This is a genomic window from Nostoc sp. (assembly GCF_036917355.1).
In the GTDB taxonomy this organism is placed as follows: Bacteria; Cyanobacteriota; Cyanobacteriia; order Cyanobacteriales; family Nostocaceae; genus Nostoc.
Genome location: NZ_JBALDP010000021.1, coordinates 102,032 through 120,133, shown reverse-complemented (window position 1 = coordinate 120,133; position 18,102 = coordinate 102,032). Strand labels below are relative to the sequence as shown.

At 40.1% G+C, this 18,102-nt stretch carries 12 protein-coding genes; 1 reads left to right on the top strand and 11 read right to left on the bottom strand.

All coding sequences use genetic code 11. From position 1 onward, the window contains the following. Positions 1-110: 110 nt before the first annotated feature. The 10 genes from V7K53_RS05955 to hepC form a co-directional block, all read right to left on the bottom strand. On the bottom strand, positions 111-1,100 hold the full coding sequence (locus tag V7K53_RS05955; RefSeq protein ID WP_335196690.1) for an adenosine kinase: 990 nt from the start codon (positions 1,098-1,100) through the stop codon (positions 111-113). Between the two features lie 151 nt (positions 1,101-1,251). Then, entirely contained in the window at positions 1,252-2,901 is a 1,650-nt protein-coding gene (locus tag V7K53_RS05950) for a GMC family oxidoreductase (protein WP_335196689.1), read from the bottom strand. 143 nt (positions 2,902-3,044) lie between these two features. After that, entirely contained in the window at positions 3,045-4,172 is a 1,128-nt protein-coding gene (locus V7K53_RS05945) for a glycosyltransferase family 4 protein (protein ID WP_335196688.1), read from the bottom strand. A gap of 32 nt (positions 4,173-4,204) precedes the next feature. Next, positions 4,205-5,674, bottom strand: a complete 1,470-nt coding sequence (locus V7K53_RS05940; protein ID WP_335196687.1) for an O-antigen ligase domain-containing protein — start codon at positions 5,672-5,674, stop codon at positions 4,205-4,207. Positions 5,675-5,867: 193 nt separating this feature from the next. Next, entirely contained in the window at positions 5,868-6,824 is a 957-nt protein-coding gene (locus V7K53_RS05935) for a glycosyltransferase family 2 protein (protein ID WP_335196686.1), read from the bottom strand. Beyond that, positions 6,742-7,944 (bottom strand): glycosyltransferase family 4 protein, encoded by a 1,203-nt coding sequence (locus V7K53_RS05930; protein ID WP_335196685.1) that lies wholly within the window; start codon positions 7,942-7,944, stop codon positions 6,742-6,744. Before V7K53_RS05930 ends, V7K53_RS05935 begins: the two co-directional genes overlap by 83 nt. A gap of 194 nt (positions 7,945-8,138) precedes the next feature. After that, on the bottom strand, positions 8,139-9,131 hold the full coding sequence (locus tag V7K53_RS05925; RefSeq protein ID WP_335196684.1) for a glycosyltransferase family 2 protein: 993 nt from the start codon (positions 9,129-9,131) through the stop codon (positions 8,139-8,141). Positions 9,132-9,195: 64 nt separating this feature from the next. Beyond that, positions 9,196-10,356: a glycosyltransferase family 4 protein gene (locus V7K53_RS05920; protein ID WP_335196683.1), complete on the bottom strand. Its 1,161-nt coding sequence runs from the start codon at positions 10,354-10,356 to the stop codon at positions 9,196-9,198. Between the two features lie 184 nt (positions 10,357-10,540). Further along, a complete protein-coding gene (gene hepA, locus V7K53_RS05915; protein WP_335196682.1) occupies positions 10,541-12,391 on the bottom strand; it encodes a heterocyst formation ABC transporter subunit HepA in 1,851 nt (616 codons plus the stop codon). A gap of 196 nt (positions 12,392-12,587) precedes the next feature. Next, positions 12,588-13,307, bottom strand: a complete 720-nt coding sequence (gene hepC, locus V7K53_RS05910) for a heterocyst development glycosyltransferase HepC (RefSeq protein ID WP_335196681.1) — start codon at positions 13,305-13,307, stop codon at positions 12,588-12,590. A 667-nt stretch (positions 13,308-13,974) separates the two neighbouring features. On the opposite strand from hepC, the gene V7K53_RS05905 reads away from it, so the two are divergent. Next, positions 13,975-15,603 (top strand): DUF6745 domain-containing protein, encoded by a 1,629-nt coding sequence (locus V7K53_RS05905; protein WP_335196680.1) that lies wholly within the window; start codon positions 13,975-13,977, stop codon positions 15,601-15,603. 191 nt (positions 15,604-15,794) lie between these two features. Here the strand turns inward: V7K53_RS05905 and V7K53_RS05900 are convergent, their stop codons facing one another. Continuing rightward, on the bottom strand, positions 15,795-18,026 hold the full coding sequence (locus V7K53_RS05900) for a GumC family protein (RefSeq protein ID WP_335196679.1): 2,232 nt from the start codon (positions 18,024-18,026) through the stop codon (positions 15,795-15,797). Positions 18,027-18,102: the final 76 nt, after the last annotated feature.

Below are 18,102 nucleotides of genomic sequence, written 5' to 3'. Positions count from 1 at the left end.
CCCCCTTAAAAAGGGGGGGAGAAATAGTTTCTTAAAGCCCCCCTTTATAAGGGGGGTTGGGGGGGTAATATCAAAATTTAATATGCTATACGGCAATTTTCAAACATTCTCTAAGCAATAACTAATGCCTTTAACTCTTCAGTTTTTAATCTTGGTCCATAGCATGTAACAATCTTAGAAGCTGCGGCCGATGCTAATTTTCCGGCTTCTTCATAGCTCATACCTTGGGTAATTCCATAGAGGAAAGCTCCTGCATACATATCTCCTGCTCCTACTGTATCTACAGCTTTTACTTGAGGTGCAGCGATTTCGATTAATTTCTGACCGTCAAATACTACTGAACCCTTGGAACCGCGAGTAATGGCAAATTTCTTACTCAGGGTTTTTAGTTTGTCTACAGCTACTTGAAAATCTTCTGTATCTGCTAGTTCTAATGCTTCACTTTCATTAGCAAAAATCAAGTCTAAACCAGGCCCAATGATCTCTAATAAACCATTTTTAAAAAACTTCACCATGTTGTAATCAGATAGGGACATGGTAGTTTTTACTCCCGCTTTTTCAGCTATTTCTCTAGCCTTTATAGCTGCTTCTTTTGCTGTGGGAGAAGCCACTAAATATCCTTCTATATATAGATATTCTGAATCAGCGATCGCTGATGATACTAATTCTTGTGTAGAAAATTCTCCAGTAATTCCCAAAAATGTATTCATGGTGCGATCTGCATCGGGAGTTACTAACACCAAACATTTACCTGTAATTCCTGATTGGCGATCGCCATTTTTTAAGTTGGTATCTACCTGAGAGTTGACTAAATCTTCGATGTAAAAGTCTCCAAATTCATCATTAGCTACTTTGCAGGAATAAAAAGTTTTTCCTCCTAGTTGACTAATTGCCACTATTGTGTTTGCTGCTGACCCTCCACAACTCTTATGGCAATGAAGATTTTTGAGATTTTCCAAAATATGATTTTGACTGTCTTCATCTAGAAGTGTCATTACACCTTTATCAATTTTTAGCTTTTGTAGTAACTCTGGAGATACTTCGTATTCTATATCTACTAAAGCATTACCTACACCATAAACATCATATTTCTTGCCCATTGTTTATCTCCTAGAATAATTTCTATCTGACTTGAACAGAACTGATAATAACAGATAGGCAACTCCTGGTATAGTTGCTTTATACTGGAGTTTAAACTAAAAGCAGGCGATCGCTACATCTAAAACGTGACGATTTTACACAAAGTTATACTTAGTGAGACAATTCAGCTTTCAGATGGTCAGCTAATCGAATTGCCAAGGCGATAATGGTAAGCGTCGGATTAGCATAGCCTCCTGTAGGGAAAACAGAGCTACCTGCCATAAATAAATTAGAGATGCCGTGAACTTGACAATTTGCATCGACTACTCCTTGTTTTGGGTCGTGATGCATACGCGTTGTTCCCATATTATGATGGGTACTAAGAGAAGCAACTGGACGATCTCCATCTAATTCAATCTGTAATTCACCCAGTCCGGCGCTTGCAAACTCTTGTGCAAATACTAACTGCGATCGCTTCACACTGCAAATATCTATTTCGCTCCAATAATTAATTAATTTTGCTTGCGGACAACCCAGCTTATCTAGTTGATTACTGAGTGTTACCCGATTATTTGGATTTGGGGTTTGTTCAGTTTGGCTGAGAACTTCAAACTTTGTATATTTCTGTTCATTACCTTCATGGTCAGACCATCCTCCATGACTCAAATCAGGGAATAAATATTCTTTTTTGAGATTATACTTATACCAATCAGCTACTAAATCATCAATATTCGTTATGACATTTTGCAAATGCTGAAAAATATTTTTAGGTAACTGTCTTTGTCGAACTGAAGAGAACAAAATTTTTGCAGAAGCCTTTGCTGCCGATCTATACCTTTCATCTCTGGGATATAACAACGCGGTCATATTTAGTAATTTATCGCGGCGCATTACTTGTTCCGTTAGAGCAAACTTTCCCATGACTGTGACATGATTCACGCGGCGTAAATCATACAAAGCCATCGAATTAAAGATTTTGCGATTTTGGGGAACAAGCATACCACAACGGATAAAAGGATGATCCATGAAGAATCTACCCACTAAATCATGTTGATTGCCTAATCCATTCTTTTGAATTTTGTTTGATAGTAATAACAAACGCGCGTTTTCAATCCCACCTGCGGCTAAAATAAATACTTTTGCAACAACCCAAAATTTCTTACCCGATAAACAAGCAACTTGCACGCGTTTCACTGTTTGAGTTGTTTCGTCTGCCTCAATTTCTACCACATTGGCGTTGAGGAATGTAGTTATATTAGGAGATTGATTGATTTGATGGCGATATTCATTGGTGAAAATATCACGCGGGCCAAACTGAAACATACTGGTAGTAACTCGGTCACTTGTGAAATGTGTCCGAGGAGATTGAGCATTTTCCCAAGTCTCAGCTTCATAAGCAAAAGAACCTAGTTTACAGACTGCTTGAGCGCGCTCATAAAATGGATTCAGGTGAGATTTACTAAAAGGCCAGCCACTGTATGGAACCCAATCTCGTTTTTCAAAATCTATTTCGTCTAACGGTACGTGCCTTAAACCAAGTTGATTTTTATTAATTTCAATATTCCAGACATTAGCCATTCCACCAAATTGACGATGGCGCATATCTTGCAGTGGTGGAAAAGGATCTCCAACCGTTTCGCCTTCACCAAGAGATGCAGTTTCTTGATTAAATTCCAAATCACCACTTTCTAGTAAGCACACTCGAAAATCTTGCCCAATTAATTCTCGTGCGAGTGTAATTCCTGCTGGGCCAGCACCAACTATACAAACTTCAGTATTGATAATTTCATCTATTGGTAATTTGCGGCTATCAATCAACATTGATTTAATTCCTTTTGCATAAATATTTTTTATATTGCACAGATGCCTAGAGGATATTAATTACGAGGCGTAAATGTGTTTGTAGTAAGGACTTTAATCCTGAATTTTTAAGCACTAAAGTGCTTACTACAAACCTATCAAAACTATTGTGATAAAGGACTGGGCATTACAGAGCGAATTGCACTAATAAAATTTTGCGCATAATTCTGCGTTGAAAAATCGAGAGCGCGTTGTCTAGCAGCAACTCCCGCACTCTGGGCAAATTCTTGCTCGTCAAGATAGCGGAGAATTGCGATCGCTAATTTATCCGCATCGCCGTAAGGTGTTAATAGTCCATTCATGCCATCGGTAATAATCTCTGTCGGGCCGCCTGCACTACCAGCAATTACAGGTTTACCCAGCGCCATCGCCTCAATAATCACAATCCCAAAGGGTTCTTTATCTGATGCATGAACAAATACATCCATTGCCTGCACCCATTCCGGGATATTACGCTGTAGTCCAGCCATAATTACTTGGTCTTTCAAGCCCAAAGCGGTAATTTCGGCTTTTAAGAAGTCCTCATAATCTGGTTCCAAATCGTGCTTACCGCCAACCACTACACAATGGGCATCGGGATACTTCTGTAAAATTTTGGGCATTGCTTGCACCAATACGTGCATTCCCTTCCATCGTTGCAATCGTCCTACAATTCCAATCAACGGCCCGTGTAAGGGTAGGCCTAATTTTCGCCGTGCTTCTTCTGGAGTTGGTAAAGCATTCGGTTCAAATCGGTCTAATGCGACACCAGGATAAACTAAAGGTGTTGGTCTGTGAGGCCAAATCTCTGCCTGCGCTTGCTTGCCATCTTGCGAGAGAGTAATAATTGCACGGGCTGGAATTAAAGTTGCCAGTCGCACCAACCAAGTTTTATCGCTAGGTACTTCTAGTTGATACCACACAGCAGGCAAGCCCGCCAACATTGCCGCCAAACCTCCAGATATATGCGTAATCCACATCCAATTGACAATTATATCTGCACGTTCGCGGCGGGCGATCGCAGCTATCCGCAAAACAGCGCCAATAAAACGGTGGATTTGGCGTAAACGTCCACTTTCTACAACTCGCGCATCAATACCGAGAGACTTTACTTGTTCGACCATTGGGCCGTCTTCTAAAAATATCACCAGCCACTCAACACCAGCATTACGTCCTTGCTGCACCAAATCCCAAAGCATCATTTCACCACCGCCTCGTTGCTCGGCTAGTGGCATGACAATAATTACTTTCATAATCTATAAAAGTCCTATTTAAGTTATAAGATTTATGAGATTCTCGATTTCTTAGAGAAGTTAGGAATATTGGAAAGCATCTGAGGATTGCTATAGTACTTATGCCCTGCCATAGCCATAGCTAAAAATCCCCAAAGAATCATCCCTGATACGCTCAACATCCCGCTACCGATAACTAACTGTGAAGCGGCACTGATCCCAATGGCGCGGGCAGCACTGACAAAACTATCGAAACGACCTTCACCATAGCTGCTAACAGTAATAATCAAAAAGATTAATCCACCCATATAAAATATGCCTCCAAACCAACCAAGGGTGAAAAACATATCTAAAATGCCACTATCAATTACCACTACTTCAATTTGACCAGTTTTTTCGTTGACCTTCCAAATATTTCCTAAGCCGTTACCTAGAGCATTAGAAAGGGCTAAACCGAGATTTCTATCGTAAGTTCCCGATCTATCTTTAAAGCTGCCATCTTCTTGAATATTAGAAAAAGTTTCAAAACGTGCTGCTACCACTCCAGCAATTGGTTCGATAGTTGTCAATGGCACAACACAAATAGCCATGACCACAATTATGGTAATTAAGCGCATTTGAATTTTGGCTTTGACTGAACCCATAATCATAATTATTCCAAATAACCAGCCTCCCCAATTAGTACGTGCTTGTGTTAATAGAAAAGATAAGTAACCAACAGCTGAAGCCGGAAAAATTAAGCTTCCTGAACCGGTAAATAACAACAGTAATCCAGCCTGCATAACAGAACCAAAGGGGCCGACTGAGTGTAATGTACTCCAGACGCGCATCCCGAAAGGTACAGGATTTCCAGAACTCATGAATAATTTTGATTGTATGAGCCAGTACCTATCCCACTCAGGAGCTACTACAAATTGATATACGCCATAAGTTCCTAAAATCAACACACACCAGAGAAATGTTCGCTGAATATTCTGGCGATAGCTGGGATAATCTCGCCAGTTGATAAATAAGTGAAAAGCAAAAATAACCGGACTGAGCCAATCCATCAATCCGCGTGCTACAGGAATAGGTGCGTTGTAAATTAGACCGATGAGAAAGCCATAGAAAACTCCGATAAAAGCCAAAACAAACGGCAAACCCCCTTGGCGAGAAGCGCGGGGAAAGTGTCGCAAAAATGTTGCTATAGTAATAAACACCACTAAGTAGGGTGCTATGAGCATTTGACGGCTAGCATCCCACCCTACCCGATAATCAACTAAGCGAGTAGCTAAGGGCGTGAGAAACCAAATCCACCAGGTAAAGCCAATGTAGAGAATGGGATGCCGCAAGTATAAAAATAAGGCTACCACTAAAGCTGTCGCCGGGTAAATTAGGCGCAATCCGGCAGTAACACCACCAAAATAGCAAACTACAGTTAGTAATATAAAGCCTGCGATCGCCATCCAACCCTGTAGCGATCGCTCTTCGGGAGAATAGTTTTCTTGTAAAAAACTATTGAAAAGTATCTGCTTAGAATTCATTCAATTTTAGATGTACATATAAATAAGTTCAACTCGTTCCCAGGCTCTAGTAGTTCGCCAAGGAAACTTGGCGGGGTAAAGGGTAAGGGGGAAGGGGGAAAGGGCTTAAATCCCTTACCCTTTTCCCTTTCCCCTTTTCCCAGTCCTCACGAGCGCATTTTTGGGTTGGCAGACTACTAGCCTGGGAATGAAGTCATTCGAGGCTCTGCCTCATTCTGAATTGCGAATTCTGAATTTTGAATTGTTTATATCCCTGCCAACGTCCACGCCAAGATGCTAATAACTTTTTCCCCGCCAACTGCCCTTGGGTGGGTAAAAATCTCAGACATTGTACTAAGCCCAAACTATCGCATGTACCCACAAATACTGCCCAGAACAAAAAGGCAATCCGGCGGATAAATGGTAAATGTTCTAGTAAAACTAAGGTTTCATTATGGACTAAATTAATAAAGGCAATTTCATTAAAGTTATTTCGCTGATCTTCGTCAAAACGTTGGGCTGGATAATGATCTACAGCAACGCTAGGATCGTAAATTATCTTCCAACCAGCCCGCTTTAATGCCAGGGTGAATGCCATTTCAAAGTGTACCTGCGCTCCAGTACCGCGCATCCGCTCGTCAAAGCGTAGTTGTCCGATAGCTTGGGTACGAAAACTCATGTTCACGCCCTTGAGAATATCGACTTCGCGGGGTTCTCCCACTCCCAGGTGATGGTTGCCAATGACTCGCCCAAACCATTGCAACTGTCCCACTACTGGGCGGGATTCGTCTTCTAATTTGCTGCCGTGATATATCCAATCACGCCCTCCCAGCCCGCCGAGGCGACTATCGCAGGTAAAGTAAGCCGCAATCCGCTCTAACCAATCGGGGTGGGGTGCGGCATCATCATCAGTAATGGAAACAATATCGCCCTCCACTGCTGCCAGTCCGGCGTTGAGAGCTGCTACTACCCCCGGTTGTGTCACTTTCACGGGATGCAGTGGCAAGTTGTGCGCTGTGTATTGGGCAAGAAATTGCCAAGTTTCTGCATCCGTATCGCGGACAACCACGATCGCTTGATCGACTGGTTTAGTTTGCTCCTGTAGCGCCAAAAGGCAGCGTGAGAGGTCTTGTGGACGGCGATAAGTCGGTATAAGAACGGTGTTCCGCATTCTTGCTTAACTCCTCGAATAAATCCACATAAGTTTGTGCCATAGTAGTCCAGCTGTGTTGTTCTGCCACAGAACGAGCAGCTTGACTCATTTGCTGCATGAGCATATCTACACTTACCAAGGACATCATCGCCACAGCTAAAGCTTCGATATCATTTGAGTCGGTTAAGACGATGCCACATTCTGGTGTCACCAACTCTGCACCCCCGGTAGCTGTGGCAGTAATTACTGGTAGTCCTGAAGAAAGTGCTTCTAACAATACGAGGCTACAAGCTTCATATCGGGAAGGAAAAATAAATAAATCTACTGACCGCATAATTTCGGGGATATCACGGCGAAATCCGACAAAATGCACGCGATCGCTTAACCCCAATGATGCCGCTAATTGTGGGAAGGGACTACCTTCGATATGACCTACCACCGCCAAATGTAAATCGGGAACTTTCACTAAGGCGTGTAGTACTGTATCTAAATTCTTTCTGGGTGTGCGGATGTCTCCGGCAAACAGGGCTAAGGAGACATTCTCCGGTAAACCTAATTTTTGGCGATCGCTTTCACCAGGGGTAAACTCTTCTAAGTCAACGCCATTGACAATTACTTTAATCCGAGAACGCGGTACACCAATGTTGACTAATTCTTGGGCTACCTTTTCAGATACAGCCACCACAACCTGCGCTTTTTGGAAAGCTTGTTTTTCCCAACGGGCATTAAAAGCCGTAAATAGCCACTGGTAGAAACCATATAAATCGCGGCGGTTGCGAGAAATATGAACAGGCGATCGCAACCATGAACTGTGGACAAAATGTACAGCATTCACATCAGCCGTAGCCAGATTAATTGCTCCATTGACTTTAACTAAATCAATATCAGAGCGATGTTTACGTAACCAATCTGCACTTTTTTGAGCAAAGATGAAATTACGCACAAATTCTGTAGGATAGCCTTTGACTGGAATTTTAATCCAATTAACTTGGCTATTTTCTTCTAGTTCTGGTGCGACTTCACTAGCTAATAATGTCAAGTGATGACCACGACGAATTGCTTCTTTAGCAACCTCATAGTTTACCCGTCCTTGACCATCACCTTTTTTGATTTTATGAGTAACAATACAAAGTTTCATACACTATTTCCTTAAGGATAAAATCCTTGAATCACCTCTCCCCTTGGGAAGGCGGTGTACACACAAGTCGAATTACCCCCCTTAATCCCCCCTTATAAAGGGGGGAAACAAGAGAATCTTGTTCCCTCCCCAATACATACGGGGAGGGTTAGGGTGGGGTAAAATAAATTCCTCAACTCAGAGATATTGAGATGTTATTTCGATATTCCTATTAACTTACTTGTTAAAAATCGCGGTGTAAAACTAAGACTAAGTGCTGCCATAGTTCGCACATTAAATTTTTGTTGATTCAGCGCTTGCCAAAAATAAGGACGTGCTGCTGCTATCTGTTCGCTTCGTAGCAAACCAATTCCCAAAGTAGTATTAGCTTCTAACCATTTCTGTTGAAAATGAGTTCTAAATTCCTGTAACCGAGGGTCTTCCATAAATACTTGATAGCAAAACATTTCGCTTTTCGCTTTGCGAATTTTTGCTTGTACATCTCGACTACCACTGAGCATAGTATCAGTTTGCTCATGGGCACGATATCGCGTCAATCTTTCTGGACAATAGTAAGCGCCATAACCAGATATACAGAATAGATAGGTTAAATATAAATCCCACATGCCACCAACTTCTGAGGGAATAGTATCCCAATCCACCAAATTATTCCGAATCACGCAAGATGCAGCAGTAGGTATACTTTTATCTACCAATCCAATTTTGGAAAAAGGTTGATGAATTCCTTTTGCTAGTTTGTCTCGCTTGTAAGCGCGTGTGTTTTCTTCGGTATCAGCATGATTAATTATGCCATTGGCATCTATAATGTATTGGTCACAAAAAGCGAGAATCAAATCAGAATTAGCTTCTAGTGGTGGTATAAGCTTTGCTAAAAAATCTTCATTCCAAATATCATCGTCATGGAGACTAGCAACATATTTACCTTGCGCCATATTGAAACCATGCTGCTGATTAGCTAACATACCCACATTTTGCTGATGTCGCCAAAATCTGATGCGTGAATCACCAAAAGATGCGACAAGTGCTTGGGGATTTTCTAAACTACAATTATCAGAAATAATAATTTCAATATTTTGATAAGTTTGTTTTATAGCACTTGCGATCGCTTGCTTGAGATAGTCTGGTCGATTATAGGTGGGGATAACAACGCTGACTAAAGGTTGTTGACATTCTTGATGTAATGACATATTTTTCTCCCTTTATATTTTCTAAGTAAAAGATGCAATAATTTATGTTTTTAGTAAATTCAGCTTATTTAGCTGGAGAGATACTATATAGTTTGTTGGCTTGCGAAGAAAATTCAGCTATTGTTTTTGCATAAATTGTTCGGAGATTATTTACATGAGCAGCCATTGTAAATTCCTTCATCAATAAAGTATGACCTTGCTCACCCATGTATCGGCTTTTTTGATAATCTTTAGACAATTCATTAATAGCATCAGCCAGCTTTTGGATATTATTGCTTGGAACAAGAATACCCGTTTCTCTATCTCGTAAATGTTCTGGAATCCCTCCGACTGCACTACCAATTACAGGTCGACAACGAGAGTATGCTTCTAGAGTTACAAGACCGGCAGGTTCAGGCCAAACACTAGGAAAGATGACTGCAAAACACTGTTGATAAAGTTTATCTAATTGATCCGAATCGCACCAACCATGCCAAGTGATTCGCTTATTCAATCCGAGTGTGCTTGCTAACTTTTCTAACCGCGGTCGTTCCCAACCTTCACCTGCAATATCAAGTTGAATTTTTGGGTCTGTATGTATTAAAGTTTTCAGTAACCATTCCAGACCTTTATCAGAAACAATTCGTCCAGCAAACAAAATTCGATGATTTTGATGTACTTCCACGCTTAGGGGGGAAGTTGCTGTTTCTGGGATAGAAATTCCACAATGTAGCGTTATAACTTGTTCAGGGGATACACCGTTTTGAATTAACTCTTGTCGCACATATTCGCTATTTGCAATGAAAGTAATTTTTAGCCTTTTCAAGACATCTAAAAACTGATGAGTTGTTTGAAGTTCTCTAAGAGTTCTTAAAGGTCTGCGGCTACCACATTTATCTACTAATTTACCCCAGGTACATCCTAAGTAAGAGAAGTTGCGATCGCAGATTGTCCGTTGCTCTGCTAAATACTTTGTGCCACTAGGGCAGTAAAATGAGTGATTATGAACGCTGAAGATAGCAGGACATTCGCCTGTAAGCTGCAATAGCAAATCTGGACTGTGGATGTGCAACAGTTTGAACTGTTTTTGATCGATATTTTTAAGTGATTTTATCACGCGATCGCTAACATCAGGTGGTCGATGTTTAAACAAGGAAGCTAAATAAGTTTCAACGCCTCCGCTGCCACCGACACCAAAACTTGAGCATTGATAAATTAGGTCTTTGTCAAAGGTTTCCTGGAGCATATTTTCTATTAATTTTAAGTATATAGGACTAATTCTAATAACTTATTTGTAGAAGTAATAAGTGTTTAAAATCTTATTGTTTGACAATTTCGCAAAATTACTGATACATATTTAGGGGTTTACGGCTGTAGAGATATACAGCCGATAAATATGTTCTAATTACTTTGGTAATTAGATGTTGTTTCTAATCTGGCTGCCTTAGCTCATACTGCATTTGATGATATTTCCAAAGCTTGCCTTTTAGTTCCAATAGTTCTTGATACTTACCTTGCTCTACTATCCGTCCCTGTTCTAAAACTACAACTTTATCTGCTTTAGAAATAGTAGAAAGACGGTGAGCGATCGCAATTACTGTTTTACCCACAGATAGCTTTTCTAATGAATCTTGAATTAGGCGCTCAGATAGCGAATCTAAAGCGCTAGTTGCTTCATCCAAAATCAAAATTTCTGGGTTCCGCAGTAAAGCTCGTGCAATAGCAATTCGCTGTCTTTGTCCTCCAGATAACCTAACACCCCGATCTCCTAATTGGGTATCAAAACCTTCGGGCATTTCCAAAATAAATTCTAGTGCATTCGCTAGTTTAGCGGCTTCTTGAATTTCCTCATTCGTCGCTTCTGGAGTTCCGTAAGAAATATTTTGCCAAACATTAGTATTAAAGATGAAGGTATCTTGACTGACAACAGCTATTTTGCGACGGAGAGAGTTAATTTCAAACTGCTTGATATCGATTTCATCAATGTAAATATATCCATCTGTAGCATTATAAAATCGGGGAATCAAATCAGCAAGAGTTGTTTTACCAGCACCAGACGATCCGACTAATGCTGTCATTTTTCCCTTTTCAATGGTCAGGGTAATATTATGCAACACTAAATTTTCATCATCATAGCCAAAATCCACAGATACTAAATCTATTGATCTGTTTAATCCCTTAAACTGAACTCTGCCATTTTGAAAGTAATATTTTTCATCACTTTTCAACAGATTTTTAATATTGTCTGCTGAACCATGCAAGGTACTAAGATATGCTCTCGTACCATTAATATCTTGAACAAATGGGATAAAGCGAAATAGTACAAAGAAAAAGGTTAGCAAAGAAGCAACTTGTAGCGTTCCATTAGTGACAAGACTAGTGAATGCCAAAATAATCATTCCGATCAATACCGTAGTCGCTACTGCTTCGGCAATTGGCTTCACTAGTGTCCAGGTAAATACAACCTTTGTTGTACTACTTATTACTTTATCGCTAGCTTTATAGTAACGCTGACGCTCAAATTCTTGAGTACCACAAGAATGAACAGTGCGGATACCATTAATAAATTCTATGGCTGTTGATGTAAAATTAGCATTAGCAGTTGTCATGCCAAAACTTGATTCTCTGACTCTGGCATTCAGATTTGACAACCCCACACCTAAAAGTGTAAATAGCAATGCTGATATTATCGTCAATTGCCATGAGATCAAAAACATTGATATTAAGTAGACAAAGGTTGTGAGTCCTCTAGTTACTAAAAAAGCTCCGCCACTAAAACCTTGTCTGATTCTTTCAATCTCGGTGGTAATTGTGTTAATTAGTTCGCCAGAACGAGTTTTACTAAAGTAACTTAGAGATAAGGATTGTAACTGTTCAAAAATTTGTTTACGTAAGCGATCGGCAAGATGTAGTTGAGATAGTTCAGTATAAACTTGAGAAAAATAATTGAAGGTAGCACGTAACCAAGTACTCAATAAAATCAGCAAAGATACGCGATATAAACGATTAATTGCTGATGTCTTAGCTCCTAAAATCCAAAGATCGAACCATTCTATTCCTGTTTGGACGGGTTGAGCATTGGGGCTAGTTAAGCTTTGCAAAAAGGAAAGTAAAAAACCAATACTTACACCTTCAAAGGTTGCCGCCAAAATTGAGAATACCAGAGCTAAAATTGCAATTTTTCGAAAATGTTTAAATTCTCGCAATATCAAATAGTTTTCCTGCCAAAAGCTGCTAGCTTTGAGCAGATTACTGAGTGGTTGAGGAAGCTGGAAATTCATGGATTTTATCATAATAGTTTGGCAAGGTAGATAGACCTCTATAGATCGATACAGTTCGGAATGAGCAACAAAACCCTGATGTATAGATGCGATTTATCGCGTTTGGAAAACTAATTATCTAGAATCGGATGCTACATAAATAATTTTTTTTAGCCTCAGTGCGATAAATGAAATCATCAATTACCGCACCGATAAATTACAGAGTTTGGCTATCCAGATGTAACAGATGAGACTGTGCCTCTACTTCCCAGGAAGCTGTAATTTCTGGTAATTTATTTAGCTGTACTGCATCTTCCAAAGTCCAACAACGAGATCCGGTTAAACTCATGTCGCCCCGTAGCACGTTAAATAACTGTGGCAGATTGTCGAGATTGTATTTACCCATCCAACGCCCTAGCGGTGTGGTATTTTCGGTGCAAAAGCCGATTGCTTGAAAGAGTTTACCTCGTTCCCCAACACGCCATTCATGACAAAAAAGTGACTCTGGTGAGTAAATCTGCATTAATACAATCAATCCCAACATGAGTGGACTTACTAATAGCAGCAATACGAAAGCAGCAATCCAATCAATTACTCGCTGCAATTGTCTGAAGGGTTGGTTAGGAAGTTTTTTGCCAGCGGGTATACTTAAGAATATTGGTTTTTGAGCTGCTTCACATGCATCTGCCCAAAATTTGAGCAAAGTCTCACCCAATTTTGGATCTATGCTGACCAAACTTACTGGAGAATGTTGTAAACATTCTACTAGCGATCGCTTATTATCTAATGAAGCCAGATATGGTTGTTTCACTCCTCCAAGTGGCTTCACCAACAGCTTACCCCGTCGCCACTGGAGTGTGCAGTACCCACGATTATCTTGCTGTGACTGGGTTACATCATATAAATTCTCTAGAGTTGGAATTATTGAAGTTGTCATAATGTCTTTGGGTTTATACAGGAGTGAATTACTGAGGCGTTATCAAAGGCTATTAATGCCAAAGACCCAAATCCGAATCTTGTTGTAAGTCCAAAAAGTTGGAGAGAATTGAGAGCAAAAATATGCTATAGTATTTGCCACTCAGCCAAGCACGTATTGCGTAGAATTCTGCTGGTGTAGAGATGTACAAATTAGACAGATACTAATTACATAGGTAGCAATCACCGCTACTATTAACATTCATGGGCAAATCTTGATTTTCCGGAAACTACTGACAGTAGAGAAGTGTAGAGGGAAATTACCCATGAATCTATATCTACGTTTAATTACGCTGAGGTGTTCATTCTGTCGATAGATTTAACAAAACTAGTCTGCTCTTGTCTTCTAGCCTTTATGAAGGTGCTTTAATCTCTAGAATATAAGACTATGTAGAAATAGCGATCGCTCAAATAACTTCTTTATTTATTCTTTAAAGAGCCAGTGATTTCTCGGAAAATATGTGAAGATAGCATAAATATACTGAAATTTTCCTGATAGCAACCAAATTCAATTTGGTTCATCAAAACTTAGGGTAGATAGCTATGCTACCCTACTATGTATTACATTTAAACCCCAATCCCTACTCAGATTTATTGAACTTAGTTTATATAACTTTCTTTAGACAAAAATGAGCTTTACTCCTCCTACAGTTGAGCAACTTGCTTTAGTTTCAAACTACAAAGAAAAGTGGAGAGCTATTGCTACCAATACAAATAGAATCGATTATGATAAAGTAACAACAGTAATTAATCAGATATATCAATTACTTAATGTGAATGCTCCTTTATTGCGATTCACAAATAGCCCGTACAGTGCTATTTTAATACTGAAAGAATTGATTGAGAGTCGGAATTACGCTCCGCTCAATAATTTAAGTCAGCAAATTCACAAAGATATTAAGGGAGAATTAACCTTTCAACTAACCGGATATTCAGATGTAAGAGTATATCCAGCAGGACTTACTGAATATCCAAACCAGGCGCTGAGTTCTCAGTTACACAACCAGTTAAATTCTTTATTGAGAAGAGAAGTATGGTTACAGTTAGGGAAACAACCAGAAGTATGGACAACTTTACAAACCCAATCTTGGCATTATGACTATTGTTATATTGCTCCTGAATCGTGGGCATGTGACGGCTGTTATCTTGATTGGCTGAGTAATTGTCTAAATTGGGAACATAGCCCCAAACACTGGGAACTCTTTGAAGCTTTATTAATAGAGTGTGGTTGGATTTTTCCATTTAAAGAAATTTGTATTGTTTGCGATCGCCCCATACGCATTTCTTTTGATACTGAAAAACGCTTACATGCAGAGGGAGAACCTGCACTGGAATTTTTGGATGGGTTTAGGGTATACGCTCATCATGGAATCAAATTACCAAAACAGTATGGAATACTTCTGCCAAATCAATGGAAAGCTCAATGGTATCAAGCAGAAAAAGATTTCTCTGTTAGAAAACTACTTTTGCAGAATCTTCCAGTCCACTTGCTCGATCAGAATTGGCTTTTATGGGAACCAGATAGAGATTTGAAGAAGCTACTGGTTCAAAAGTTAGGTATCGAGGTTCAAACTCTTACTAACGATCAAGTAACTATTTTGGAAGCTTATCGTAGGCAATGGCGAGAAGTAGCACTTCAACTTGCTCCTATTGATCGTCAGAAAGCTACCTTGGCAATTGAGCAGTTCTATACTGTTAACAATTTATCATACACATACACCCCTGAAATTATATTTGCTGATGGGTTATACACTGCTCGAAGACTAGTAAAACAAAAATGTCGTGGACAAATATCAAGCAGTCATTTGTATAGATATCATAGAGAGGAGTATCCAAACCTTATTCTCATCGATAAACTTTGGAGCGCAATAGCTGTACAACTGAGTGATAGTGTCTTTCAACAACTTCGCAACGCCCTTATCTGCAAGCGTTCTTGGAGTTTAGAACCCTCTTCTGGTTGGATTAAATCTGAGGAATTAACTGTCTGGTGTAGTCTATTTGATTTTTGTGTCTCCGTTCTTGGATGTGTTCATGACTCAAATTTGTGGTCAATTCTGCAAGCAGTTGTTACAGAATGTGGTTGGTTCTTGCCATTTAAACGTACTTGTATTGTTTGTGAGCGTCCGGTCAAATTATCTGTAGATGATCAAGATCGACTTCATGCTGAGAATGAACCCGCTATTATCTACGCAGATGGTTACAGACTCAGAGCGCGTCACGGACTGCACCCCAAAAAGTATTTCCAAACCCCTCAATAAGGTTTTTCGTTTATCAGGTTGCTAATTTGACTATCTGAAATTAGGTTTTTCTGGCACATAATCTAGAAAATATGGTTTATACATGAACATAAATAAGAACTAAACAATGAGTTATTCTCATTTCCTAAACAAGGGGCTTAAGCCCCTTGTTTAGCTAAGATGGTAGCTGAATTTACGCCTTGCGGTACTAGCTACTTTTCTACAGCTTGACGTAGAGCTAATTGCTGTTGTTTGACATTGGGTACGTAATTACTACTAGAGTTTGATACCCCATTAGCTACAACCCCAATCAGATTTAACTTACTCAGCATAGCTGTCGCTTGATTAAGCTGACTTCGCGTCACAATACCAATGCTTGCCACCATAATCACACTACGACAAGATGATGCGGTAAGCATGGCATCCACCAAACCGAGAACTGGGGGCGCATCTATCAGAACCAAATCATAGTTTTCCTCAAATGCTGCCATTAATTGCATCATCCGAGGAGAACTCAACAGATTAGCTGGGTCTGTAGGTTTGGGACCAGCGGTCAAAATATCGATGTAGGCGGAGCCTGAGTATTGAAGACTAATTTGGTTGGGTAGAGTTGTATCACTCGCCAATAAAGTTGAAAGTCCCTGCTCATTAGGAAGGTTCAGTTGATGGTGCAAACTGGGATCGCGTAAGTTGGCATCAATCAGCAGTACCCTTTTGTGTAAACGAGCAGCACTCATTGCCAAACCCAACGCCAAAGCTGATTTACTCTCATCGGCTAAAGCCGAGGTAATCATCAAAGATTTTAAATTAGTAACAGTATTTAAAAGTTCAATGTTTTTGTAAATCAGATCCAGCGATTCCCAACGCGGTGGAGATTGCAATACCTGAATTGTCCAGGGGGCGAGAACTTCTGGCTTACCAAAAGGCAACTTGATCATTGATTCTCTGGGCTTGGCTGGCGGTAACTTGGGAGTTGTTCCCAACAACGGCATAGCCATTTGCTTCTCTAATTCAGCAGTGGTGTGAACTGCATCATCAGCCGATTCGCGAATAAAGGCAGCAATACCTCCTAACATTAAGCCAACCACAGCACCTAACAGCAAATTCTGTTGGAGATTGGGGCCTAATTGTGCGCCTTTTTGGGGATCTTCCACCACTTCCCAGTTAAATCCACCTTTGGAAAGTTCTTGCCGTAATTGTTGTTCTGCTCTTAAAAGCTGCTCTAATCTTTCACGACTAAATTGCAACTGCGGTAGCATCCGATTGTAATAAGCCAACAGAGGCGGGAAGCGTTTGATTTCCAAACGTAGCTCGTTTTCTTTCTGAGCCAAAGTTTGATCGCGAGCAGTTAAAGCAACTATAGTTGTCTGCGTTTCTACTAACTGACCGGCAAGGCTGAGATCGATTTGGCCCAACTGTCCTTTTTCGAGAAGAGAGTCTCCAGAAGTGAAAGCACCAGAAGACTTTCCGCCTAAAGTTCTTCCTACCTCTTGTTGCAATAACTCCTTCTGGCCCTGAAGCTGTTCTTTCAGCTTTTGCACACTCGGAGTTTGATCTGTAAAGCGTAAGCGTTCTTGTGATAGTGCCAATTCGCTTTTTTGGATTTCGTTGAGTAAGCCTTGATAGCGAGTAGACTGACTCAAACGAGAAGCAACTAGAGCATTTTGGGGAGAACGGTTAAGTTGTTCTTCTAAAGATTTTTGACGTGCTAAAGCTTCTCCATACTGAGCGCGAGTTGTCTGTCTTTCTTGGGAAAGATTGTTCAAAGCTGTTTCAATCGCTTTGGCCTGTGACTCTGGATCGATTAAGTTCTGATTTCTGCGAAATCTTTGTAAATTTGTTTCAGATGCGTTTACTTCTTCACTAGCTTTACTTAGCTGTTCCCTAATGATTTGCAGACCTTTTTGTAAACGCGAAGTCTGTTGTTGTTTGTTATATTCCAGATAAACTTGTCGAATTGCATCCAGAACTTTTTGGGTTTTTTCAGGATCTCCAGCAGTATATTCAACTTGAAATATTTTAGTAGCGACATTATCTTCTTTGCTCCTGATTTGAGTTAAGACCAAAGAAGCTTTAATTTCAGCTGAAGTTATATCTGGATAATTAGACTGAAGTTTATCAACTGCTTTCTGGATAAGTCCCGAACCTTGCATCAAGTTAAGCTGAGTGGCAGTATCTATGACCACGTTAGAGTCAGTAAACTGATTGTCTACCCCCGCACCACCTTCCGTTTTACCTTGATAGTTAGGTTCTACTAGCAGTTGCATAGAACTTTTATAAGTAGGCTTTGTTTTTACAGTTACTATGCTGGCAATCGCAATAGAACTAATTAATACTGCTAAGAACCAAGGAAATCTTCGCACAAATACGGCAAACATTTGCCCGTAACTTGGTTCATTTTCAGAAGCTGGAGCTAGATGAGGATTTAGACTAGTTTGAACCACTTTTATATCCTTGTCTTCAAGACTTACGCTAAGAGATTCTCCGAAAAATACCTATTTTTTTACGAACCGCCAATGA